Below are 25,921 nucleotides of genomic sequence, written 5' to 3'. Positions count from 1 at the left end.
AGAATTACTTCAAGATGTCTTGTTGAATACGAGCTAGATTCTTTTTGTTTGATTTAGCAGGTTTGTATAAATCTGCTTTTTTAGACCACTCCACTTCCATTTGATAGAATTCAGCAGGTGGAACAGTTTGTCCAGCTAGCGCGCGTTCTACAAAAAGATTCCATCTGTCCAAATAAAGTGAAGATAATAACCCACCCCATTCTTTATGGGCATAGTCTCTTAATGTAGTTTTAGGGTTGTTATCCGGACCCCAGAACGTTATTTGAGCTTTTGCATTGTACATTGCTAATTTAGCATCTGGTAAACCTTTGCCAAATTGAGTAGCCTGATTCAACCAACGGTTTAATGTAAAGTAGGAATTGCTTTGTAATAATTCATCTTGATCCTTTAACATCTGAATGAACCTAGAGCTGCTTGATTTAATTGTTTCTTGATCTTTACCTTCAATGGCTTTTACCATGTTGGAGTAGGCTAAATCAGCCTTATCAGACATTACTTGCCTCAAGAAATCAACTTTATCGGTTTCAAATGTTTCAGAACCTTTGAAATCCTTGGAAGCAGAAATGAATACAGCAACAGCTTTCTTAAAACGTTCGATATCATAGAATCGCTTACGAGTACCCCATGAAGATACTGGATTTACCTTTAAGGATGGTCTAGCACAGAAAACACTTTCAGATGGTCCTTCTTGATATAATACCTTTCCGTTTTCATCTACTGGGCTATTGTAAACCGTATGGATAAATTCCTTCCAGGCAGCAACTACCTTAGGATTTCTTTTTCCATATCGGTAAACTGTGTAATCTTCAATCCATTTATCAAGATTAGGTTTCTCTGCATGCCAAGCTAAATCCAACATCAGGTCATAGGCAAGAGGATTGTTGTTTATTCCTTCTGGGATAATACCCACACCTTTAAGTGAAGATCCAAATTCACTGTTTTTAGCTCGATAAACCTCATCTATAAAACGCTGCAATCTTCCATACAATCCGTTCTTTTCACCGAAATTACTAACATTAGACCAGATGAAACTGGTTTGATTGTAGCCTTTACGTCTTTCCCAATTATTGGTGTTTTCTCCAAAAAGCTCAATAATTAAAGTATTCTCCTTTTTCAATCCAGCAAGGATTTTGTCTGAAGGATTATTTTGCCATCCTTGAAGAACCCATGTGCTGTTCGGGAAATGCTTTTGCATACTTGTTTGAACTGCTTGAGCAACCTTTGGCACATCTACTCCTGCAGTTTTACCTCCTTCATGAAAAGGTTCTCCACCGAAGTATTTAATATCAGAACCATACAGTTTCTTCAGTTCATCGTAATAGACATCAGCTACATTTTCGAACTGCTTATTCGTTGGAACAATAATTCCTGGTCTTTTGAATTCTGTAAAAACCCAATTACCTTGATCAATTACATCAGCATCAGCAATTTTCTTTTTCAAATCGTGAGGTACCATGCCATAGAAACCTTGAAGAATCGGTTCAATTCCCAATTCATCCATGCGAGCAAGAATTTTCTTTTGAAGAGTTACTTGCTGTTGCATCATTTCATTGCTAATTGGTCCACCCCATCCTTCCAAGTTGCCCATCAACCACCAAGCAGTATACGCTGGCCCTGGAATGAAAGCTTTAGCTTCTTGATCAGAATAGCCTAATTTGATTAAAGTGTTATACCAAACCATTTCGGTTCCAACTGGAGCAAGCATGATATTGACGCCATTTAAAGCCATCCAGTCCAATTCTTTCTCCCAATCTTCCCAAGTATAGAAGCTGAAAGAATAATTGATTGTGCAGTAGTTTAAGGCGTATCTGTAAGGGACAAAAGAAGATTGTGATATCTTTCCATTTGTAAGCGGAAGTTTACTGACATTCTTAATTTGATTTCCCATATGCGAGATACTCTGATGCGCATAATGTTTCACATACCAGTCTAACGCTCTTGAAGCTGCACTAGTAGAAGTTGCTTCAATTTTTAAGCGATTTTGAACAACCTCAATCGTAAATGCATCTCCTTGTTTTTTGTTCTCTAAAGGATTAATATCCACTTTTCCCTTTAGCCAAGGGAAATGACGGCCTGCTAATTCGTATACGGCTTTAAAGTCATTTGCCTGAGATGGCAAATAGATCAGCATGAAAAGTAGGGTCAGCAGACTAAAGATTTTATTCATTTATGTTTATTTTAATATAAATTCAATTCAGCGATTGTTGCGTGAGTTTTACCTTCGTAATCGCTAGAAGTAGTCAATTTAATGTATTGGAAAGTTTTTGCACCATTGAAACTGTAATTCTGACGACCGTTTAGATGACCAACATAGTCAGCTACCTTTGTCCAAGTATTACCATCGTTGCTGATTTCAATTTTAAAATCTTTGATCTTTCCGCCATTTCCTGAATTATCGTGTCTAGTAAGATAAGATAAACCTTGAGCAGTGACCGCTGCTCCTCCTGTACGAATAGTTACATAATGAGGATGTGGTGTCGGTGTTGTCCATGAGGTATGCCAGTAGGTATTATCATTTCCATCTAACATTTTTGCAGGATCAAAACCAGCTTGTTGAGAAGAAAATCCTACAACTTCCCATCCAGTTCTAGCCAACATAGTTCGATCACCAAAATCAACAACAGGTTGATCATTTACGAATTGGTAGGGATAAAAAATACTGGTTTTGGATCCATTCTCATGGTGGAAGAATATCTCCAAGGTATATCCCATATTCGCTTTCGTTCTGAACTCCGATACAGGCATTTTCACGCTGAAGGTATTTCCTGCACCAGGGACAGTAGTAAAAGTAATGGATCTGTAACCCAGTGCATCTTCTGATAAAATATTTTTAAAGGTTATGTGCTTTACGGTATTTGAGGCAGTGTATGTTCCATTTACGACAATTTCATTGTTCTCTACCTTTGCTTGAATGGTATTCACCTTTGCCGTAACAGGTTCATAAAATGTTTTTGTTTCCTTACTGAACACTTGACAGTTATTCAAAATTGCAGCATCAAAATAACTCAAATAGGTAGGCGTTCTACCATAAGTAGAATTCCCATTGCCCATTAAGGTCATTCCAAATTGGGGATCATTTACTTTTGAAGCTGAAGGTCCATTGTGGGGCAAGTTAATACCGTGGCCCATCTCGTGTAGTAATCCACCAATATAAACGGTAGCTTTATAACTAATGTTCCCTTCTTTCCCTAGATTCTCTTGTTTCATGCCTGGATAATCCACCGCATAACATGTTCTTCCAACCCCATAAAAAGGCACTTCATGACCGATCTCTTCGCCTTGATCTAACTTTTTATTTGTTGCAGTCAAAATCAAGAAGTGGTCACTAGTTTTGGCGGATGGATTATCTTGAAAATACTTATTAACTAATTCTTCAATTGGTTTATTCGTAGAGTAAGCAATAGCATCCTCAGGACCACGGATAAGGTGAATCTTAATTCTTGTGTTTTCTTTATTTTTTAAGAGACCATAAGTTTTGTCACCAAAACCCCAATGCTTCATCCATTTAGAAAAGAAGTTCTGACCTTCGATTAAGATTTTAGAAAGTCGTTCTTCATAATCTGGATTCGGGGTAACATTTTTTGGGACAAAATAAATCACGTTCAGATTATATTTATAATCTGAAGAGTAAGTAATTTCTCCTTCCGGCTCTACCGGTGGCTCTGGATCTGGTTTAACTGGATTATCTGTGGTTTTTGAACAAGCGCCCAAAAAGCCAATCAATATCAGTAGTAGGTAGGTTGATTTGATTAGTTTTACAGATTTGTTTAACATCATGGAATATAATTAATTGTGAAATTTATTAAAATCCCTGTTAGTTTGCTGGTGATAGTTTGTGTGATTGAAGCAAGAGCTCCACTGTTTATTTAAGACAAATGTATAAAAATTATCTTTTTATGAAAAAAGATAGCCGCCTAATAGACGGCTATCCGAAATTAATCAAAGATAACCCTAATTACCAGCCAGGGTTTTGTACTAAACTTGAGTTGATCTTAATGTAGTTCACATTGATTGGTGCTAAATATTGCTTAGCATCAAAAATCAATGGTCTACCTGGAAGATTTCTTGGTGTATAAAACGCAGCGATAGTATTACCTTGTGCATTTAAACCGCGCATACCAGTTTTGTTAACCGCATAATCTTCAACCGCTGTTTTCCAACGTTTTCTGTCATATAATGAATGTCCTTCGAACATCATCTCGATTAAACGCTCTCTTTTAACAGCATTCACTAATGCAGTTCCTGATAAATTTGATCCATAAGAAACTTCCAAATTAGGAATCCCGGCACGCTTACGAATTGCATTGATGTATTTCGAACCATCAGCATCTAAGGAACCTAAATAATTCGCTGCAGCTTCTGCATAATTTAAATAAAGTTCTCCTAGACGGATAATTGGGAAAGGATAAGCCGTGATTGCCAAAGCATTAGTCGTAACACTTGTACTTGGGTGAATTCCTTTTTTGATAGCATAGCCACTATATAAATGGTCGATATCATTTCTAGGAACACCATTACTTAAAGTAACACCATTTGTTTCTCCTGGTCTTAGCTTCAATTGACGAGTTTCGTTATTGATTTCATAATCACCACGGTCAAAACCAATATAAGCATAGAACCTAGGCTCACGATTACGGTGCAATCTAATAGTTTCATCACCTGTTGCAATTGTAAATCTATTTTTCCAGTCATAATTTGGATCGGACTCACCTGGCAAACCATTTTTCGAATAGAATAATTCCACAGCATCCAATGTCGCCCCAACACCACCTACCGGAGGGTTTGGTCTCCATCCACGAGGAATAGCCAATGTTTGGAAAGAATATTGTGCTTGAGCTTCCTCCTTAAAGTTGGAGTAACCCCAAATAAGCTCAGAGTTCCAAGGATCTACCATTTGCCAACGTGTATTTAACACCGCTTGTTTAAATGGATCTGTTACAACTGTCTTATCGTATACATACAATTTATTTCCAGCAGACTCAGCCATTTCAATAGCCTTTTTGTTCTCATCCATGGCTTTCTTCCACTTCTCTTTATCAAAAGTTTGTGAAATCAACTGCGTTCCATCAGGATTCTTGAAGTCTGCATAATCCGTATTACCATTGAATAAAGGACTTGCTGCATATAAGTACATTCTAGCTTTTAACGCTTGTGCAATAACTTTAGTTACACGACCAAAATCACCACGAGCTGAAATAATCGTTGGTAGATCTACCGATGCTTCGTCAAATGATTTAGCAATGTACTCCACACATTCATCGTATGGTCTACGAGGTCTGTAGAAATCTTCACCAGTAGCATCTGTTGGAATGGTTTTATCAACAATTACAATTGGACCGTAATTCTGTAAAAGAACATAATGGTAATAAGCAATTAAAAATTTCGCTTCAGCTTTCCATAATTTCTTTTTCGTTTCGAATTCTTCTGAAGAAATGGCAATTGGTGTAGCCTTATCAACGTTCTCTAAGAATAAAAAAGACTGACGAATTCCTTTGTAACATGCTTGCCAAATATCCAAAACTGGTGTTGCAGCTGAATATTCTGCTTGCTGAATACGCAAAAAGCTAAAATATTGTGATCCCCAGTGATATGAGGCTACTGTTTCATTCCCCATAATCCAGCTAAAGTTTGTTCTAGCATCGTTATAACGAGGAATAAAGGAATAACAAGAGTATAAGAAACCTTCTGAGGTTTGTTCGTTACGGAAGGCATCTTCTATACGCGGTGCATCATCTGGTACAATCTCCAAATAATTACAACTAGATAAGGTTAAAGTTGCTGCCGCTATTAAGACTAATAATTTCTTTTTCATTTAAATTTAAAAGTTAAGTTGAGCTCCTACTGAAAATACTCGATTATTTGGATATTTTAAACCATTACCACCACCTAATTCTACATCCCAAAGTTTGAATTTGGAGAATGTCAACAGGTTTTGACCTGCTAGGAAGAACCTAACAAATTTATGGGTGTATCCAAGCTCTGCATTTTTCAGACGTACGAAACTACCGTCACGCATCCAATGCGTAGAGTTAACAAAATTACTGTGCTGATTTAATCCAGTGATTAAACGAGGATACATTGCATCCTGATTTTCTTCTGTCCAATAGTTTCCAACTAAATATTGCATCATGTTAGAACCGTTGTTATTGAACGGATGGATACCTGAGATAAATAGGTTTGTTTTAGCTGCTCCTTGGAAAAAGAATGAAGCATCAAAACCTTTGAATGAACTGGAAACACCAAATCCGTAAACGATTTGTGGAACTGTAGGATTTCCAATGTAAGTCATATCGAACTCATCAATACGGCCATCTTCATTCAAATCCTTGTACTTAAGGTCTCCTGGCATTAAATTTTTGCTCAATTGGTTTTGTGGACCATTTGCAATCTCTTCTGCTGTTTTGTAATAACCTTCAGAAATGTATCCATAACCAGTATTGATTGGTAAACCAATTTGTGATTGGTAAGCCAACTGTTGTACTGGCTCATCTCTATCTAAGATCTGATTCTTAGCCAATGTAAATGTTCCTCTAACATTGACATAAAGACTATTTGCAAAGGTTTTTTGATAACTTAAACTTGCATCAACACCTTGGCTACGAACTTTTCCTAAATTGGCATAAATAGGAATTCCAACCACACCAACTTCAGCAGGAATAATACGACGACTCATAAAGATTTTATTACGATCTTCCGTAAAGTAATCTGCTGTGATGCTTAAACTATTATTTAGTAAGGTAATATCAGCACCGATATTATATTTAATTCCCTCTTCCCATTGAGCGTCTTTGTAACCAATTTTACTAAATATTGCTCCATTTAATTTAGTTTGCCAGTTATCTCCAAACGTATAGCTTGTACCAGCTAAATCTAATTCATCCAAATAAGGGAATCTTACTAATTCATTATTGCTATCATAGACACTTGCATTTCCAACAATACCCCAAGATCCTCTGATCTTCAGACTATTGATTGTAGACTTGATAGGTTCCCAAAAATTCTCATTTGAGATCATATAACCTGCCGCAATTGACGGGAAGAAACCAAAGCGATTTCCTTTCATGAATGCCTCAGAACCGTTGTAACCGAAGTTACCTTCTAAGAAATAGCGAGAATCATAAGCATATGTCAAACGACCTGCTATACCTTGGTTACGAGTAGGTAAAGCCGAAAGAAGAGTAGTAGGATTGTTTGGCGAATAATCACGTGCTAAATAGGCAACCATCGCACTTACATCATGTTTGCCGAAACTTCTACCCCAATCAGCAATAAAGTTTAAGTTTATTAAACGATCACCAGATGATGAGAAAGTAGAAGCCAATGCAGTTGTACCTCGAGTAATGTTACGATAAGTATATTCATATCCTTCATCTCCAGGTTTAAAATCCTTCACTTCATAATAAAATGGCGTAGAGAATCTTCTTTGGTTAGATATAGAATAGTTTTTAAAAGATACTAATCCTTTAAGTTTAAAACCTTCTAACAACCATTTCATATCTTGATTAACCTCAAGAGCTGCAATATTGGTATTTGCAAATGAAGATCTAAAACCTGAAACCATCTGTGCGTATGGGTTATTATAGATGTTACCACCTGAACCCGAAGGGTGTGGACCTCCATCTAAATTCCCAAAAAAGATATGATCAGGAAGAGCAACATTCGGTGGCAAAACTGGTTGGAATAATGCTGGTGGAGCTGTAAACAACAACCCGTATAAATCACCTGTTGTGATATTCGCACCATTATAATCCTGAAGTTGAGAATTCACACGAATTATAGCTTTCGTATTCTCTGTCAAATTCACACCTACGTTAGCAATAATATTATAACGTTTAGATTTGACGTTGTTATCAAAATCATTGAATTGATCTTTTTTCAACAAACCATTATCGTTATTGAAAGTAGCACTTACAAAGTAATCTGCTTTGGAACCACCACCAGCAACATTAAAGTTGGCATATTGGTTTAAAGTTACATCCTTGAATAATACATTGTACCAATCAACATCTGGGTAAGCGATTGGATCTAAACCTTGTCTCGTAGGTTCAATTTTATTAGCAACGTCAAATCTAGGTGCTAAACCACGGTTCGTCAATGCATAATTATAGCCTTCCATATAGTCTACTGCATTTGCTAAGTCAACAGGTTTTGTTGGAGCAGACACCGTATTTTCAACTCGGAAGTTAATTCTTGCTTTATCAAAGTCACCACCACGTTTTGTAGTGATTAACAACACTCCGTTAGCACCACGAGCACCATAAAGTGCAGTTGCAGATGCATCTTTCAAAACGGAGAAGTTATCAATTACTTCTGGAGCAAGGTTATTCATGTCACCAGTAGATGATTCTACCCCGTCGATAAAGATCAAAGGCTGGCTACCACCTGCAAAAGTAGATATACCACGAATCCAAAAGTTAGATCCATCAGCTCCTGGTTCTCCACCACGCTGAACAGCTACAACCCCAGCAATACGACCTGCAAAAGCATTACTTAAAGTAGATGTAGGGACTTTTAGTTCCTTTGAAGAAACAGTAGAAATCGCTCCTACTACTGAAGCTTTTTTCTGTTGACCGAAACCAACAACAACAACTTCATCAACTGCTTGAGACTCGGAAATCAATGTTACGGTAATTGAGCTAGACGTATAAGCAATTCGCTGAGATGTATAACCCAACAACTTAAAGTTCATCTGTGCAGTGTTACTAGAAACGGTCAATGTAAAATTACCACTGACATCAGTTTGGGTAGAATTTCCAGTACCAATTTCATTTACAGTAACGCTTGACAATGGTTGTCCATCCGCATCTACTACTTTACCTGTAAACTGTAATTGTTGTTTTGCAGCTGTAGTTCTATTGGCATCATTTCGTCTGATTACCACAGAATTATTCAAAACAGAGTAAGTGAAAGCTCCGCCTTGAAATACTTTATCAAGCGTAGTTTTCAAACTCTGATCTTTTAGATTCACTGTTGTATTAACATTGGCCAAAATCCCCTTTTCATACACAAAGCGCACCCCTGTTTGTTTGGTAATACTATGTAAAACCTGTTCTACTTTTGTGTTTTTAACTTGAAGGGAGATTTGACCTTTGGTAGATCCGTAGCCCGCAAACATGGAGACTGCGATTAAAAGGCCTGTTAATTTCATCCTTAGTAGTGTTTTCTGAACCCTCCTTTTGCCCTTTCGACCGGACAAAGGAATTTCAGAATAAAATAATTTATTCATAAATTAGTAAAGAATTAATGGTTTAAAACGTAAAACTGAATTCGATCTGTGCAGGGGTATTGGCGTACCTCTGCATTTTTTTTGTAGAGTCTATATCATAATTTATCCTCCTGTATACCTGGTTATTTTTTATTGTATTATTAATTTTTCATCTTCAATGACGTAATCAAAATTGGTTAGTTTCTTTAGAAGCACGCATAACTCCCCAAGCGTAACATTCCGATCTATTCCTCCCATATATTTTTTAGCTCCTAAAGGACGTTTAATCACCAAATCAACTCCATACCAACGTCTTATATCGTCTAAAATTTCTTGAATATTCTTTTCGTTAAAATTGAAGTAGCCATCCTTTATGGCTAAAGCCTCTTCATCATTTTCCGATTTATCCATTTTCAAATGATTTCCCTGAAGCTCTACTTTTTGACCTGCAACTAAAGCGATTTTCGCCTTATTAGAGGTCACTTCGATCTTGCCTTCTGTAAGAATTACTTTTGGCTCTTCGGTATAAGACTTTACCGAAAAGGCAGTGCCGACAGCTCGTACTTCCATTAAATCAGTTTCAACAATAAATGGTCTGTTGGCATCCTTTGCCACTTCAAAGTACCCTTCACCTTTCAATTTAACTCGACGCTCTTTAGTACTGAAGCTTGCTAAATATTCCAATTCCGATTCAGAATTCAACCAAACCTTACTTCCATCACTTAATACCAAACTATAGTAAGAGCGTTTTGGGATATTTAAACGGTGAATTTGATTTTCACTGCCTTCTTTCCTCTTTAGTTTCTGTCCATAAGACAATTCACCACTTTTACCTTCAACTGAATTGAATGACTCATTTAATTCATAAGATCCATCTCCTACAACTTCTAGTTTAGCAAAAGAGGTTCCAGGTAAAATATCTGTGTGTTGTCCAAATTGATTGGTCTTGATCAAATAACTAGGTTCTTGATTGTTTTTCCACCAAACTGCTGATCCAATCCCAATACTTAATAGTAGTGCGGCAATACTGACAATTCTTTTCCAAGGATAAATCTTCCGCTCCTCTTGACCATTATCTTCAATAAGATGATGAAAATCATCCCATTCTTGTTCCACATTTGTCGATTGCGGATTAAAATCAAGAACCACTTGCTGATCCTCAATCATATTTAAGATGATGTCTCGAGATTCGGGATATTTTATTAATAATTGACTCAACTGTTCCTCTTCAATTTTAGACAAGGTATGACCTTTGGCCATAGAGGCAGCTAATTCGGCTAATATTATTCTATCCTGGTTTATCATAATTTAATAGCTAAGTAACCTAGAGTTCATATTTGGGTGACTCTAGAATCAAAAAAAATATAAAAAAAAAGTTAACATGCTGTTTTTTAGACAAATAATTTAAACAACATAATATATAGAATGGTATACAAGAGACGGTTTTTCAATAATCTTAGGGCTCTTTGTCGTTGGGTTTTCACGGTGTTAATACTAATATTGAGCTCAACAGCGACCTCTTCGTACTTTTTGCCTTCAAAATAAATGAGTTTACAAATATGCTGACAGCCTTCTGGCAATTGTTTTATTTCAGCATATAATTCACCCATTACTTCAGATCGGATTAGATTGTCCATCAAATCCAAATCATCAATTTCCTCTCTTGGTAATTGGGCATTTATACGATTTCGAGTTTGATCCTGCCGAATATGATTAAGACAAAGGTTTTTCACCGTTGAATACAAAAAGCTTTTCACAACTAGCTCAGGCTTCATTAAAATACCTTCCTGCTGCACAAGAACCAAAAAGGCGTCTTGTACGATATCTTTTGCCAACTCTTCTGTCTTTACCCAGTTAATGGCAAAAGACTTGAGTCTCAAGAAATAGGTCTTAAACAACCCTTCCACTGTGAGCATAATATCTTATATAAATAAGCGGATTATCTAATAATAATCAGAAAACAAGTTCTGATAATAGCTAGTGTATCGAATTTACTGCTAGTATAACTAATCTAAATTCGTTTAATGGAACCCAATTATCATAGTGTTCTGTTTTTAAAATTACAATAACGCATCATTAAAACAAATAAATAATAGGATTTCTTGTTTAAACTTATTGATGGAGAATGACATTTTGGATTCAAGGGGTAATAAGTAATGTTTCTTAAACTGCATGTATCTTGGAGGGATCACCTTTTAATTTTTTAAAAACTTTAGCGCACAATGCTTTATGAATCAAAAAATCTTTATATCTTTGCGGACTTAAAAATATTATTTTAACAAATAAAAAAGCAAAAACAGGTAAATGCCTACTATTCAACAATTAGTTAGAAAAGGTAGAGTAGCTCTGGAAGACAAGAGTAAGTCTCCAGCGTTGGACAGCTGTCCACAGCGAAGAGGTGTGTGTACTCGTGTATACACTACTACCCCTAAAAAACCAAACTCAGCAATGCGTAAAGTAGCTCGTGTTCGTTTAACGAATGGAAAAGAAGTGAATGCTTACATTCCAGGAGAAGGACACAACTTACAAGAGCACTCGATCGTATTAATCCGTGGTGGTCGTGTTAAAGATTTACCGGGAGTTCGCTACCACATCATCCGTGGTGCATTAGATACTTCAGGTGTGGCTGGCCGTAACCAACGTCGTTCTAAATACGGAACAAAACGTCCTAAACCAGGACAAGCAGCTGCTCCAGCAAAAGGAAAAGGTAAGAAATAATTAAACGGAGGAAAATAAAATGAGAAAAGCAAAACCAAAAAAGAGAATCATTTTACCTGATCCAAAGTTTAATGATGTTCAGGTAACCCGTTTCGTAAACAACATGATGGTTGATGGTAAAAAATCCATCGCTTATTCCATCTTTTACGATGCAGTAGAATTAGTAGAAAACAAAACACAAGAGAACGGTTTAGAGACTTGGAAAAAAGCTTTAAACAACGTAATGCCTGCAGTAGAGGTTAAGTCTCGTCGTGTTGGTGGTGCCAACTTCCAAGTACCAATGGAAGTACGTCCAGAGCGTAAAATCGCTTTAGGAATGAAATGGTTAATCTCTTATGCTCGTAAGCGTGGTGAAAAAACTATGTTCGAAAAATTAGCAGGAGAAATCATTTCAGCTTCTAAAGGTGAAGGTGCTGCTGTTAAGAAGAAAGAAGATACGCATAAAATGGCAGAAGCTAACAAAGCGTTCTCACACTTCAGATTCTAATTTTGAACACAAAGAATCAAATATGATTACACCGACTTTAGATAATAGAAATTTTATTATCAGAGTCGGTGTATTTATTTCAACAATCCTGAAATAACAAAAGCCCTAAGGCTAACTGCAAAAATAATATGGCAAAAGACTTAAAATTAGTAAGAAATATTGGTATCGCTGCACACATCGATGCTGGTAAAACAACCACTACAGAGCGTATTTTGTTCTACTCAGGTGTTAACCACAAGTTAGGAGAAACTCACGAAGGTTCTGCTACTACTGACTGGATGGCACAAGAGCAAGAGCGTGGTATTACCATTACCTCTGCTGCGGTGACTGTATTCTGGAACTACCGTAACAAAAAATATCAAGTAAACGTAATTGATACGCCAGGACACGTAGACTTTACCGTAGAGGTAAACCGCTCTTTACGTGTATTGGACGGATTAGTATTCTTATTCTCTGCTGTTGATGGTGTTGAGCCTCAATCAGAGACTAACTGGCGTTTAGCTGATGGATACAAAGTTCCTCGTATTGGTTTCGTAAATAAAATGGACCGCTCTGGTGCTGACTTCTTGAAAGTTGTAAAACAAGTAAAAGATATGTTAGGATCTGAAGCTGTTGCTTTACAATTACCTATCGGTGCTGAAGACGATTTCAAAGGTGTAGTTGACTTGATCAACAACCGTGGTATCGTTTGGAATGAAGCTGATAAAGGTATGACTTTCACTGAAGTTCCTATCCCTGACGATATGATCGACGAGGTAGCGGAATACCGTGAGAAATTATTAGAAGCTGTTGCTGGTTATGATGAGTCGTTAATGGAGAAATTCTTCGACGATCCTAACTCATTAACTGAGCGCGAAATCCTTGACGCTTTACGTAAAGCTGTTTTAGATAACGCTATCGTTCCTATGGTGTGTGGTTCATCTTTCAAAAACAAAGGTGTACAAACCATGCTTGACTTCGTAATGGAGTTATTGCCTTCACCATTGGATCAAGAAGCGGTTAAAGGTACTGACCCTCGTACTGGTGAAGAGATCTCTCGTAAACCTTCTGAGGCTGAACCATTCGCTGCATTAGGTTTCAAAATCGCGACTGACCCATTCGTAGGTCGTCTATGTTTCGTACGTGCTTACTCTGGTGTACTTGAAGCTGGTTCTTATGTATTGAACACTCGTTCAGGAAACAAAGAGCGTATCTCTCGTATCTTCCAAATGCACGCGAACAAACAAAACCCAATCGAAAGAATTGGTGCTGGTGATATCGGTGCTGTTGTTGGTTTCAAAGACATCAAAACTGGTGATACCCTTTGTGATGAGAAAAACCCAATTATCCTTGAGTCTATGGTATTCCCTGAGCCGGTTATCGGTTTAGCGATTGAGCCTAAAACTCAAGCTGACGTTGATAAATTAGGTATCGGCTTAAGTAAATTAGCTGAAGAGGATCCTACATTCGTTGTAAAAACGGATCAAGAAACTGGTCAAACAGTTATCTCGGGTATGGGTGAGCTTCACTTAGATATCTTAATCGACCGTTTGAAACGTGAATTTAAAGTTGAAGTAAACCAAGGAGCTCCTCAAGTAGCTTACAAAGAGTCTATCAACGGAACTTCTGAGCACCGTGAGGTTTACAAAAAACAATCTGGTGGTCGTGGTAAATTCGCTGACATCAAAGTTGTTATCTCTCCTGCAGATGAGGATTGGGATGTTGTTAAATCTCCACTTCAATTCGTAAATGAGATCGTTGGTGGTGCTATCCCTAAAGAATACATTCCTTCAGTTCAGAAAGGTTTCGAATCTTCCATGAACAATGGTGTATTAGCTGGTTACCCACTTTCAGGTATGAAAGTACGTTTGATTGATGGTTCATTCCACGCAGTCGATTCAGATTCATTATCTTTCGAATTAGCTGGTAAAATGGCTTACCGTCAAGCATTGCCTAAATGTTCTCCAGTATTAATGGAGCCTATCATGAAGGTTGAAGTATTGACTCCAGAAGAAAACATGGGTGATGTAATGGGTGACTTGAACCGTCGTCGTGGTCAGATGCAAGGTCTTGACTCACGTAATGGTGCACAAGTAATCAAAGCATTAGTTCCACTTTCTGAGATGTTCGGATATGTAACGCAGTTACGTACTATCACTTCAGGTCGTGCTACTTCAACTATGGAATTCGATCACTATGCAGAAGCTCCTCGTAACGTTGCTGAAGATGTGATTGCAAAATCTAAAGGAAAAGTTAAAGGTCTAGAAGACTAATTCTAACGAATAAAAACAAACCGATCCCTGATTGTTTATAGCTCTAATCAGGGGTCATTTTAAAATCAAATAAATAAGATGAGCCAAAGAATCAGAATCAAATTGAAATCTTACGATTACAACTTAGTTGACAAATCAGCTGAGAAAATCGTTAAAACCGTAAAACCTACAGGTGCAGTTGTTAGTGGTCCTATTCCATTGCCTACTGAGAAAAAAATCTATACCGTTTTACGTTCTCCACACGTGAACAAAAAAGCGCGTGAGCAGTTCCAATTATGTTCTTACAAGAGATTGTTAGACATCTATTCATCAAACTCTAAAACTGTAGATGCCTTGATGAAATTAGAATTGCCTTCAGGTGTTGAAGTTGAAATCAAAGTGTGATAGATTTCTTTTGAAAATCACAAAAACCCCATCTCTTTCCGAGATGGGGTTTCTTTTTATAATATTCTGGAGATATTTAACTTCATTCTTTTGTTCTTCCTAAAGTTTAAAAGACACATGAAATTCATTCTGGAAAAAATCTAATCAGCCAAACTCCTACTCTATTTAACTCTGTTATCTTCACATATAATCCATATAAATGGAGGAAGTAACCTTATAAATTAAAGTATAATAAAAAAAATAGATGTCCTTTATCAGAACATCTATTTTCTATAAAATATTTGTTGAATCTACCAGAAATTAAAACTGAAATCCTATTCCAACCGAAAACACACGGTTAGAGGTTTTTAAGTCGCTTTCTGTAGATAAATTAGTTAAACCTAAATTATATCCACCATTAATTAAGAATCCATTAGACAATTTATATCCCAACATAAAATTAAGACCAGCATCGATTCGTTCCATGTTTTTATCATCTCCGCTAAATTTGATGTCTTCAGTATCTTCTCCAGCACCCTCTCCTCCTTCAACTTTAGATTTAACTTTACCAGAAAGGTTGAAACCAATATAAGGTCCTGCACCTAAAAACACATTACCAGTACCTGCAGGGATGTAGTAAACTGCATTTACAGGGATTTCTAAAGACATGACATTGATGTTAATAGAACCTTTTACTCCATTGACTTCGCCTTCATATTTCGCACCCTTTCCTTGTAGGGAAAGTCCTGGTTGAACAGAAAAATTAGGCGCAACAGGGATATCGGCAAATCCGGTTACATAAAATGAAGGTAGACTTTTCTCATAGTCCTTTAATTCATCTTCAATAGGCTGCGAATACTTCGCTAAATTTAAACCTGCTTTTAATCCATAAGATACCTGGGCTTGAGCCCCCACAAGCATTAAACATAATGCTCCAATGGTTAATACTAGACTTTTCATAGTTTATAATTGTTTTTGCAAGAAGGCTGAATTACCTATTGCTGCTTAGAGAAGAATTTACAATAGTCTTGCCAAACAATTTGTCAAAAAAAGCAGCCTACAAGCTCTAATAAGGCTTTTCATTGTTGTTTGGCTAACTATTTATTCCTAAAACACGATAATTTCATAAAATTTCTATTAATCGAACTACAATAAGAATAGTGTAGGTCAATTTTAATTTCTTGCGAATTTAGGATATAAAAAAAGGTGTCCCGAACGGAACACCTTTTAATCATGTATATTCTTTTTTTACCTTTAAGGCTATTATTCCTTAGAATTGGAAACCAACTCCAAAAGATAAAGTACGTGTTGAGAATTTGTTATCTGAGTTATCACTAGGGCTCATGTTTGTTAATCCTAAACCGTAACCAGCGTTGATTAAGAAACCATTTCCTAATTTGTAACCAGCTAAGAAGTTAACACCAGCGTCTAAAGGCTTCATGTCTTTGTCGTCGCCTGAGAAGTCGATGTCTGTATCACCTTCAACACCCCAATCACCTAAATTACCTTTTCCCTTTACTTTACCAGAAACATTGTATCCCACATATGGACCTGCTCCGATAAATACATTACCTGTTCCTGCAGGAATATAATAAACTGCGTTTACAGGAATTTCGATAGACATCAAATTAGTAGTGATTGATCCATCAGAATTATCGTTGTTGATTTCATATTTATTACCTTTTCCTTGTAAGGAAATCCCTGGTTGAACTGAGAATTGTGGTGCAACAGGAATATCAGCAAAACCAGTTACGTAAAATGAAACGTTATTTTTTTGGTAATCCTTTGCAACATCTGATTGATTGCTGAATTTACCTAAGTTAACACCTGCTTTTAAACCATAACTTGTTTGTGCTTGTGCACCTGCTGCTAATAATACAACTGCTCCGAATGATAGTAATAATTTTTTCATAGTCTTTTGTTTTTTCTTATTTAAAATGCATTCTCATTGAATACGCTTAGGTACTTGCAAAGTTTAGACCAAAACTAGCAAAATCCCTCGAACACCTATATTAAACACTAATAATCAGCAAATTAAAATTACATTCTTTTAAATATTTACGCTAATACTATTCTAAAAAATAGGGTTAACAATTCGTTTCTCTTTTAAAACAGGGGTTCTAATTAGGTTATGGAGATTGAATTCTCAAATAAAAACAAAAAAGGTTTTTAATATTCAAAAGATAATCCTATTTTTGCATGCCTGTAAGGGTAAAGGGTCGGATGGCCGAGTGGCTAGGCTGAGGTCTGCAAAACCTCCTACAGCGGTTCGAATCCGCTTCCGACCTCGTTTGAACATTAAAAATATTGTTAACAATGGGAGTTACACGTTTAAAAAGAAAAGATAGAAGAAACAAGACTGTTGCACGTGTTGAAGTACAGTTTTTGAAATTAGGACGCAACATTGAACTAGGTTCAAAAAGCAAAATGTCCAAAAACAGCCAAATTACTAAGAACGACGAGATCTTAAACAAATTAGCTGCTGACGCAAAATAAGCTAGCTTTTGCTAAAAAAAAATAAATAAGCCTTTAGATGTTCTAGAGGCTTTTTATTTGTTCAATGAGTTCTTCTACCTTCTTCCGATCACTGAAGATCACATCCTCATCCATTCCTTTTAGGTTGTCATTATGGTAAAGCATTTCTGAGGCTATACTTGTCTTGGCTGAAGCATGAATACTTCTTGCCTGCGTAAAATTCAGAATATCCTTTACATTTTGCGCATGCACCCCAGAACCCGGCATGATTTCAATTCTACCACCTGCTAATTCCACAAGTTCCTGCAAAAGCACCCTCCCCTCCTCTGCTGTATTCTTTTGGCCTGAGGTAAGTATACGGTCGCATCCTAAGGAGATAATGTCTTCAAGAGCCTGATATGGGTCAGCACAACGATCAAATGCCCTATGGAATACTGCCGTCATAGGTTTGGCCAAATTTACCAACTCGTTCATCCTAGGTATATCCACATGACCAGCTTCATCTAAAATCCCTATTACAACTCCATCACATTTCAATTCTTTACACATCTTAATGTCCGCCTTCATCTCCTCGAACTCCTGCTTATTATATAAAAAGTCTCCAGCTCTTGGACGGATTAACACATGGACTCCTATATGAAGCAAATCACGCGTTGTTTTGATTTGACCGTAAGACGGCGTGGTACCGCCATTTTCCAAATTCTGACATAGCTCAACCCGACTAGCACCCGCTGCCTGAGCCTGTTCTGCAGAATAAATAGAATTGGCACAAATCTCTAATTTGATACCGTTAATTTCTTTTTCCATGATACATCAAATATATCCATTTTTAACCCTTCTGTACATCCTTTTTATTTAAGTAACAAATTATCAACAACTTATTAAAAACAAAATAATATATTTATATGTTGATTCTATTGCGAGCATCAAAAATAAGACTGTTATGCCACTTATTTCACGACAAAAACAAGTGCAGATACATCTATCATCGATGTATGAATCGTTACAGGTTAGCGTAGAGAAAATGAAGAAAGAATTGCGTACTCATCGAAGTTTGTATGAGGAAGCCTGCAGTATGCATATAGATTCTGGATTCCAACATGAAAAACTATGGCTGAACGCCGACCGAAACTACCAAAATAAATTTATAGAATTTGAAACGCATTGTTTCCTTCTTGACATCCTCTCCGAATATCGGGACGAGGAAGGCAATTTTATGCACTTAGATGAAATCACACTTAGCCTGGAATCCCTAATTCAACAGTACGTCAAACAAGAGGCTTATGAGATATGTGCCATTATACAGAAATGGCTAGACCATATGTACTCGAGATATCAATTGGTGTAATTGAATTTTATTGTAAAATACATAATGACTCTCCATAACCGAGGGTCATTAGTTATTCTATGGTTATTTTTTTAGAGAAAATACTGGAAGAAGTTTCCAATTTACCAGGACCCTTCAGTTCCTGGGAGAGGGCTCTCCCAGGCAGTCCGAAGGAAATTTAACAGTAAAATTTTTCAACCAATATTAGCCTATTGGTTCTATTAAGAGTTAGTGGCCAAATAGCGATTTTTCTAAACGAGAGATCGGGTGGAATCCGGTAAAATCAAGGTCGGTTGATATATAACCTTCTTTCACAGGTTGCTCCTTAACCAAATCAGTTGTCAGGTACTTTTTATTATCATCAGATAGAATAGTTACCACAACCGCATCATCTCCCATTTCTTCTTTAATTTTTATTGCGCCGATTACATTTGCACCAGAGGAAATACCTACAGCTAAACCAAGCTGTTGAGCAAGTTTCTGTGCCATGATGATTGAATCACCATCCGATGCGCAAATAACCGGATCTAAATCCTCTAACTTAACAATAGCAGGAATGAACTCATCCGAAATCCCTTGAATTCGGTGTGCCCCGACTTTATATCCAGTTGTTAAGGTCGGACTTTCTTGTGGCTCTAATGGATGAATACGGACATTAGGGTTATAATTGCGTAATTGCTTTCCAACTCCCATTACTGTACCTCCAGTACCAACACCAGCAACGAATGCATCCGCTGTCAATCCTTTAGATGCTAATTGCAAGGCGATTTCCTTACCAGTGGTCAATTCATGCGCCTCCGCATTGAATAAGTTCTCAAACTGTCGAGGTAAGAAAACACCACCTTGAGCAGCCAATTCCTCACTCAATTTGATACTTCCCAAAAATCCACCCTCTTCTTTGCTGACCAATTGAATATCGGCACCCATACTTTTGATAATATCGATACGTTCCTTCGATAACCAGTTGGGCATAATGATTTTAACTTGATGGCCCAAAGACTTTCCAATTGCCGAAAATGCAATACCTGTGTTACCACTGGTCGCTTCAACAATCATATCACTTGGACTGATTTGACAGTTTGCATACGCCTTGTACAAAATATACAAAGCCATTCTGTCCTTTATACTACCTGTCAGGTTGTAATTTTCGCACTTCACATAAATCTTCCCTGCCTTACCCTTGTAGTTATATTGCAATTCTAACATTGGGGTATTTCCAACTAGACACCATAGGTGATTAAATCTACTGTCTAATTCTGGAGAAAGACACTTGCTCATTACCAACTCTTCCATCATTGTTTTGTTTGTTTAATAGGTTTTAATATTGTTCACAAAATTCCCAATAATCCATAATATATTCAATATGTTAGGGAATATTCAATAAATATTCACACTCTTTTAGCAAAAAGCAAGAAATTATTCGGAAGAATTAACTTAAATTTACCCATTGCAAGAAAATAAACGATTATGGAACTAGATCTAACAGATATCAAATTATTGAAGCTGCTTCAGGAAGATGCGACTATGAGTACCAAAGAAATTTCTTTGAAGCTTCATAAATCCATTGCTGCTGTTCACGAGCGAATTAAGAAACTTAAAAAATCAGGCTACATCAAGAAAACAGTTGCGATTCTTGATCGACAGAAAATAGGTATTGGTTTGATATCCTTCTCTCAAGTATTTCTTAAAGCGCATACCTTTGAAGTTCTAAACGAGTTCGAAGAAGAAGTTAGTAAATTTCCAGAAGTCATGGAGTGCTATCAAATGGCGGGTTCTTACGATTTTATGTTGCGTATAGCAACAAAGGATATGGACACTTATCACCAATTCTTAAGGAATAAATTGGCCGTACTGCCCCATGTCAATACCGTTCAGACCTATTTTGTACTTTCAGAGACTAAAAGCGAAACAGCCTATCATTTTTAATTGATGCTATACTCTGGATCTGGATCTACCCTAAAGTGTGTCCCTCGTGGGCCAAAGCCGGATAATTGGTAAGTTAAACGCAATAAAAACACTCGTGTTACGACATTGCTTCGGGTATCAATAATGGAATTCCCAGAAACCTGACGAGACATCATGTTTCCTTGATTTAGCAGATCATTCACATTGGCCGAAAGTCGCATGACATTATTTTTCAAGAATGATTTCCCTACGCCAAGATTAATCAATAAGGGATTTTGATTTTCAATGGCATAACCCTTATTAATTCTTTTGGAAACTGAAAAGTTCGTAAAATAAGACTTAAACAAAGTCACTTCCCCATTTGTAGAAAGTGCAATATTATGAAGCTCCCGATTTGAATTCAACAACTTTGGATTCTCATTCTTACTCAGGGAGTAATTTGCGCGAGCATTAATGTTGAAATTTTTCTTACGGTAGGTCCCATCAAATTGCGAAGAGAAGGTACGGGTAGTGAAGAAGGTAGATGTTGTAAATTGGGCAATATTAAATACCGGATCTGGCATTCCCATCCCTTGGGACATCTCGGACAATCCAGCAATATTATTATTGTTTACCTGGCTATAACTCAATCTTGAGCTTGCAGAAATTTCCTTCTTATTATATCGTAGGCTTACAGATTGGGAAAAATTCAACCCTTTATTATAATAGGCTTCACTGTTGACATACAGCAATCGGTTAGAAACACCTACATTTCCGGTATAGGAAAAATTAATATTCTTTTCCTTAAAAGGTAAGTTAATGGTGTAGTTCGTATAAGCATTATAGGTCCCATTACCATTTACATAATGAGTTTCTCGTTTATAACTCCCTAAAGTATCCGGGATAATGATCATATTGGTGACCACTTCATTTTGCGTGGTCGAGAAGTTTGCTGATAATTGCAGGTTATTTCCAGATTTTTCTTGTACCAGATTGAAATTAGAACTGATACGGTGTTGGAAAAAAGATTTTAGATCTGGATTACCAATTATGATGTTTTGCAAGTTCTGCGTATTAGGTACTGGCTGTAGTTGTCGATCTGATGGCGTATTATTATTCCCTGAATAATTAATGGACAGGGTTTTCCCTTTCTTAAAAAGTCGGCTATAATTTAATGTAGGCGAATAATTTAAACTGTTATTATTAAAATGTCTATTCTTATCCTTATACTCATTACGAAGAGTAACCGGGCGTAAATTCATCCCAATGGTTAATCGCCCACCCTTACGATTCAAGTTATAATTCATACCCAAACTTTGATCAATCATTAAACTACGCATGTCTGAACTTAAGGAATCCACAAAATGATATTCTTCTGTATTAGAATCATAAACATTCGTCGAAGTACTGTTTGTCATGTTTCGCATGAGTATGAGGTAATTCAAACTTAGAAACTGATTTCTGGTTCGATCTTCTGAAGGCTTATCCAAGTTAAAGGAATAAGAAGTACGAAAGGAAAAAGATTGCGTATGACTATTGTTCTCTAGGTTACGGTTCAGAACAGAATCTTTGAGCAGGTCGCCCGTATTCTGATTGTAGTATAAGGTATTACTTAAAATGGATTGTAAGGATTCATTTCTACTGTCATTGAACGTAATATTCCCTGAAATATTCCGCTTGCCATTATTAAATTTCCGAGTAAGGTTAAGATCGAAGTCTACATTCGGCGAATTACCTGTATTACTGGATACATTGCGAAAACCCTGTTTTTGAACACCCGTTTGATTATTTTCACTGTTGCTATTATTGTTTTGTTTGGTAAATCGAATACTAGCTCTACCATTATAAAACCATACTTTATTTTGATTATTGAGACCCAAGTTCAGATTGTAAGTAGAATTGCCACTATTACCATTACTGAGTGAGCTATTGTAATAAGTCCCCACATCATTGATGGTCTCTACATAGTTTTCTCTAAAATAGGCAGCATCATTCAGAGAACTGCTTATTCCAATATTATAGGACCCTTTCTCTTTAAATTTATTCCGAAAAGAAAAGCTTCCGCCAATTGTCTGGCTCTCTCCTGCTCCATTATTTTCCGTACTATACTGAAGCGAACTGCCAATCTGTTTACTTTCATTGAAATAGTTAATATTGGCATTACCAGAAATTCGATTATTCGTTGCCGCATCAGAAGAAACATAACCAAATTTACCTTTATTCATGCCCGGCTTCGTAACGATATTAATCATTTGGGTTGGTTCACCCGTTTTTTCACCGGTGAAATTTGCTTGGTCACCAAAATCGTCGATCATTTGGATCTTCGAAACAATTCCTGCAGGCAATTTTTTAATAAACTCGGCCACATCGGAGGTAAAGAATCCTCTCCATTAACCCGCAATTTGACAACTGGTTTATCATTCGTCCGCACGTTATACTTCTCGTCAACTTCCATTCCTGGAAACTGCTTAATCAAGTCCGCAACATTATCTCCTTCCTGCACATTGAAAGCCTCGGCATCAAATTCTACCGTATCCTGCATCACCCGAATGGGATTAGGCTTTTTCTTAATCACAATTTCTTCAATCTGAATCGCCGATTCTTTTAATGGAACTTTAACCTGATGTACTTCTTGATTTAAGGTGAGTAGAGTATGGTATGATTTATAACCCATCATACTGACCTCCAGAACAGCCTTTCCAGCTTTTAACTTGGAAAAACTAAATTCACCTTTTTTATTCGTCGAATTGTATAAACTATCTTTTCCTATTACTAAAAGAACCTTAGCCCCTGCAATAGCCTGCTGGGCACTGTCCACAACCGTTCCCTCAACACGAGATTCAACTTGTTGCGCAAAAGCAAAGGTTACTAAACAAGTAAATAATAGGATCAGCGGAAAATGGCGGTACATTTTCATTCAGGCGAAAAAAAAGTTTATTGAGTTGGTTAACATAAAAGTTAGTTGTCTACATAATTAATTTATCACATTTTATGTTTGGACGCCCGAAGATATTCTAAAATCTATTAACTTCCAAGATAAAACCATAACCTTCAAAGATGTTACAAAATGCAAGGTGGATAATATTCCAATTCAATAAATGAATCATTTTCTAACAGCTAATAAATGGATGCATTAATAGCACGAATTCCATAAACTCTTTAAAAAAAATAATTAGCATCTAGCTGCTTTTCATAAACAGGTTTATGTAACGTTTAGAGCTCTGCATTCTTTCGGCTAAACTTTTATCTTTTTGTATAAAACAATCCTCCATTTTCCTTTATTTTGGATATTTTTACTTTGTCTTTTGAGAGGAAAGACACTACTTTCTGCTGTCTTTTGGCTGGTGTCTGACAGTCTCTCCAAGAGGTTTTCTTCGCCACTCCTTCGGATCTCCTTCGGAACTTGTTCGGAACTCCTTCGGATCTCGTTCGGTTAGAAGCGAACGAGATCCGAAAAAGATCCATATCAGATCCCCATAAATCCCCTAAGTGTATCAAACAAAAAAGGCGTATAATGCCAATTCATACTATTTCGAATACCAGTATAGTTGGTATTACCTAGCTAACGTCTAGTTATATAGAATTGGAAGAAAAATAAGCTTAAAAACAGTTAGATGACGATTTATACATTTTAGCCCTACTTATTTCGCATAAACTGCAAGTTCGTTTGCAACATAATTATAGATTAATAGGAAAATTATCATAGTTTATGTAAAGAATATTTAAATTTAGGCGAACCAAATATAAATATCATGGAATTACCTTGGGCGGAGCCCTATAAAGTAAAAATGGTGGAGGAGATTTTTTTATCTACTCCGGAACAGCGTGCGCAGTGGATTGAAGAAGAAGGATACAATTTATTTAATTTAGCTAGTGATCGCGTATTTATTGATTTGTTGACAGATAGTGGTACTGGCGCGATGTCAGACAAGCAATGGGCAGAAATCATGATGGGTGATGAAAGCTATGCAGGCTCGCAGTCCTATTTAAAATTACGAGAGGTCGTAAGAAACACCCTAGGCTTTCCATTCTTCTTACCTACTCACCAAGGTAGGGCGGCTGAAAATGTCTTGTTCAGTATATTAGTTAAGGAGAATAATATAGTCCCTGGAAACTCACATTTTGACACTACAAAGGGTCATATTGAGTTTCGCAAGGCTCATGCGGTGGACTGTACCATTGATGAAGCATTTGACATCAATAACCTGCATCCATTTAAGGGAAATGTTGATTTGGCTAAACTCGAGGAAGTTTATAAAAAATACCCGAAAGAACAGATCCCTTTTTGTTTGATAACAGTTACCTGTAATTCTTCTGGTGGACAACCTGTCTCTATGAAGAACATCAAAGCAGTAAAGGAACTTTCCGATCGATATGGTATTCCACTTTATTTTGATGCTGCTCGATTTGCAGAGAACGCTTATTTCATTCATGAACGCGAAGAAGCATACAAGAATAAAACGATTAAAGAAATCGTAAAAGAGATGTTTTCCTATGGTGAAGGATTCTTAATGTCGGCAAAAAAAGATGGCTTGGTAAACATTGGCGGTCTTTTGGGCTTAAGAAACGAACAACTGTATCGAGCATGCGGGAATATGGGAATCATCTATGAGGGATTTATTACCTATGGTGGTCTTGCAGGTCGTGATTTGGCGGCATTAGCTCAGGGATTAATGGAATCGACCGAATTGCCTTATTTAAAAGCTAGAATTGATCAAGTTGAGTATTTAGGGAATAAGCTAATTGAATTTGGTATTCCTGTTCAAAAACCTATTGGTGGGCATGCCGTATTCGTGGATGCACTAAACTTTTTGCCACAGGTGCCCCGCGAGGAATATCCTGCTCAAACCCTAGCTATAGAGTTGTATAAAGAAGCAGGTGTTCGAGGAGTGGAGATTGGTACCCTTTTGGCCGATAGAGATCCTGAAACCAGACAAGATCGCTTCCCAAAACTAGAACTATTGCGATTGGCTATTCCTCGAAGAACTTATTCTTATAAGCACCTAGATTATGTAGCCGTAGCTTTAAAAAATATCTTTGATCGAAGAGATGAAATAAAATCAGGCCTTGAGATTGTCTGGGAATCAGAAATCTTAAGGCACTTTACCATCTTACTGAAAAAGAAATAGGGATTGTCGCAGATCTTGAAAAAGCTTGTATAGTGGTTATACAAGCTTTTTTTGTTGGGTGTTTTTTATGGAGGGTTGTTA

General features: G+C 36.8%; 20 protein-coding genes and 1 tRNA gene. 9 read left to right on the top strand and 12 right to left on the bottom strand.

Annotated features, from left to right (window positions below):
• Positions 1–4: 4 nt before the first annotated feature.
• The 6 genes from ACP6L2_RS00440 to ACP6L2_RS00415 form a co-directional block, all read right to left on the bottom strand.
• A complete protein-coding gene (locus ACP6L2_RS00440; protein WP_440507324.1) occupies positions 5–2,167 on the bottom strand; it encodes an alpha-N-acetylglucosaminidase in 2,163 nt (720 codons plus the stop codon).
• 11 nt (positions 2,168–2,178) lie between these two features.
• Entirely contained in the window at positions 2,179–3,777 is a 1,599-nt protein-coding gene (locus ACP6L2_RS00435; RefSeq protein WP_440507322.1) for a discoidin domain-containing protein, read from the bottom strand.
• A 178-nt stretch (positions 3,778–3,955) separates the two neighbouring features.
• Positions 3,956–5,812: a RagB/SusD family nutrient uptake outer membrane protein gene (locus ACP6L2_RS00430; RefSeq protein WP_440507320.1), complete on the bottom strand. Its 1,857-nt coding sequence runs from the start codon at positions 5,810–5,812 to the stop codon at positions 3,956–3,958.
• A 6-nt stretch (positions 5,813–5,818) separates the two neighbouring features.
• Entirely contained in the window at positions 5,819–9,148 is a 3,330-nt protein-coding gene (locus tag ACP6L2_RS00425) for a SusC/RagA family TonB-linked outer membrane protein (RefSeq protein WP_440507318.1), read from the bottom strand.
• Between the two features lie 207 nt (positions 9,149–9,355).
• Positions 9,356–10,510 carry a FecR family protein gene (locus ACP6L2_RS00420; RefSeq protein ID WP_440507316.1) on the bottom strand — a complete coding sequence of 385 codons (1,155 nt, stop codon included), beginning with the start codon at positions 10,508–10,510 and terminating at the stop codon, positions 9,356–9,358.
• Between the two features lie 86 nt (positions 10,511–10,596).
• Positions 10,597–11,121, bottom strand: a complete 525-nt coding sequence (locus ACP6L2_RS00415) for an RNA polymerase sigma-70 factor (RefSeq protein WP_440507314.1) — start codon at positions 11,119–11,121, stop codon at positions 10,597–10,599.
• A 388-nt stretch (positions 11,122–11,509) separates the two neighbouring features.
• On the opposite strand from ACP6L2_RS00415, the gene rpsL reads away from it, so the two are divergent.
• From rpsL to rpsJ, 4 genes are all read left to right on the top strand, one after another.
• The gene (gene rpsL, locus ACP6L2_RS00410) at positions 11,510–11,923 is read left to right on the top strand and encodes a 30S ribosomal protein S12 (protein WP_188505550.1); all 414 of its coding nucleotides are present in this window, start codon (positions 11,510–11,512) and stop codon (positions 11,921–11,923) included.
• Positions 11,924–11,942: 19 nt separating this feature from the next.
• Positions 11,943–12,410 carry a 30S ribosomal protein S7 gene (gene rpsG, locus ACP6L2_RS00405; protein WP_344674485.1) on the top strand — a complete coding sequence of 156 codons (468 nt, stop codon included), beginning with the start codon at positions 11,943–11,945 and terminating at the stop codon, positions 12,408–12,410.
• 128 nt (positions 12,411–12,538) lie between these two features.
• Complete coding sequence (fusA, locus tag ACP6L2_RS00400; RefSeq protein WP_440507312.1) at positions 12,539–14,662, top strand: elongation factor G; 2,124 nt, start codon at positions 12,539–12,541, stop codon at positions 14,660–14,662.
• A 78-nt stretch (positions 14,663–14,740) separates the two neighbouring features.
• On the top strand, positions 14,741–15,046 hold the full coding sequence (gene rpsJ, locus ACP6L2_RS00395; protein ID WP_013667229.1) for a 30S ribosomal protein S10: 306 nt from the start codon (positions 14,741–14,743) through the stop codon (positions 15,044–15,046).
• A 300-nt stretch (positions 15,047–15,346) separates the two neighbouring features.
• On the opposite strand, the gene ACP6L2_RS00390 is transcribed toward rpsJ, so the two are convergent.
• Together ACP6L2_RS00390 and ACP6L2_RS00385 are read right to left on the bottom strand one after the other, a co-directional pair.
• A complete protein-coding gene (locus ACP6L2_RS00390) occupies positions 15,347–15,985 on the bottom strand; it encodes a porin family protein (RefSeq protein WP_440507309.1) in 639 nt (212 codons plus the stop codon).
• Between the two features lie 310 nt (positions 15,986–16,295).
• On the bottom strand, positions 16,296–16,937 hold the full coding sequence (locus ACP6L2_RS00385; protein ID WP_440507307.1) for a porin family protein: 642 nt from the start codon (positions 16,935–16,937) through the stop codon (positions 16,296–16,298).
• Between the two features lie 305 nt (positions 16,938–17,242).
• Between ACP6L2_RS00385 and ACP6L2_RS00380 the strand changes: the two genes are divergently transcribed.
• Positions 17,243–17,313, top strand: a tRNA-Cys gene (locus ACP6L2_RS00380).
• 28 nt (positions 17,314–17,341) lie between these two features.
• The gene (locus tag ACP6L2_RS00375; protein WP_344674489.1) at positions 17,342–17,521 is read left to right on the top strand and encodes a spore protein; all 180 of its coding nucleotides are present in this window, start codon (positions 17,342–17,344) and stop codon (positions 17,519–17,521) included.
• 42 nt (positions 17,522–17,563) lie between these two features.
• Here ACP6L2_RS00375 and ACP6L2_RS00370 read toward each other — a convergent pair whose 3' ends face one another.
• Positions 17,564–18,307, bottom strand: coding sequence for a copper homeostasis protein CutC (locus ACP6L2_RS00370; RefSeq protein ID WP_440507304.1), 744 nt, complete (start codon positions 18,305–18,307; stop codon positions 17,564–17,566).
• Between the two features lie 136 nt (positions 18,308–18,443).
• On the opposite strand from ACP6L2_RS00370, the gene ACP6L2_RS00365 reads away from it, so the two are divergent.
• Positions 18,444–18,848, top strand: a complete 405-nt coding sequence (locus ACP6L2_RS00365; RefSeq protein ID WP_440507302.1) for a hypothetical protein — start codon at positions 18,444–18,446, stop codon at positions 18,846–18,848.
• Positions 18,849–19,055: 207 nt separating this feature from the next.
• Here ACP6L2_RS00365 and ACP6L2_RS00360 read toward each other — a convergent pair whose 3' ends face one another.
• Positions 19,056–20,120: a PLP-dependent cysteine synthase family protein gene (locus ACP6L2_RS00360; RefSeq protein WP_344674550.1), complete on the bottom strand. Its 1,065-nt coding sequence runs from the start codon at positions 20,118–20,120 to the stop codon at positions 19,056–19,058.
• A 174-nt stretch (positions 20,121–20,294) separates the two neighbouring features.
• Here ACP6L2_RS00360 and ACP6L2_RS00355 point away from each other — a divergent pair, with 174 nt between their 5' ends.
• Positions 20,295–20,753 (top strand): Lrp/AsnC family transcriptional regulator, encoded by a 459-nt coding sequence (locus tag ACP6L2_RS00355; RefSeq protein ID WP_425565285.1) that lies wholly within the window; start codon positions 20,295–20,297, stop codon positions 20,751–20,753.
• Here the strand turns inward: ACP6L2_RS00355 and ACP6L2_RS00350 are convergent.
• Positions 20,750–23,077 (bottom strand): outer membrane beta-barrel protein, encoded by a 2,328-nt coding sequence (locus tag ACP6L2_RS00350; protein WP_440507300.1) that lies wholly within the window; start codon positions 23,075–23,077, stop codon positions 20,750–20,752. The two genes, ACP6L2_RS00355 and ACP6L2_RS00350, sit on opposite strands and share 4 nt — an antisense overlap.
• On the bottom strand, positions 23,023–23,628 hold the full coding sequence (locus tag ACP6L2_RS00345) for a carboxypeptidase-like regulatory domain-containing protein (RefSeq protein ID WP_440507298.1): 606 nt from the start codon (positions 23,626–23,628) through the stop codon (positions 23,023–23,025). Before ACP6L2_RS00345 ends, ACP6L2_RS00350 begins: the two co-directional genes overlap by 55 nt.
• Positions 23,629–24,463: 835 nt before the next feature.
• Between ACP6L2_RS00345 and ACP6L2_RS00340 the strand changes: the two genes are divergently transcribed.
• Positions 24,464–25,840 carry a tryptophanase gene (locus ACP6L2_RS00340; RefSeq protein ID WP_440507296.1) on the top strand — a complete coding sequence of 459 codons (1,377 nt, stop codon included), beginning with the start codon at positions 24,464–24,466 and terminating at the stop codon, positions 25,838–25,840.
• Positions 25,841–25,921: the final 81 nt, after the last annotated feature.

Source organism: Sphingobacterium lactis, assembly GCF_051951495.1.
Lineage (GTDB): Bacteria > Bacteroidota > Bacteroidia > Sphingobacteriales > Sphingobacteriaceae > Sphingobacterium > Sphingobacterium lactis_A.
This window is presented reverse-complemented; position numbering and strand designations above follow the sequence as displayed.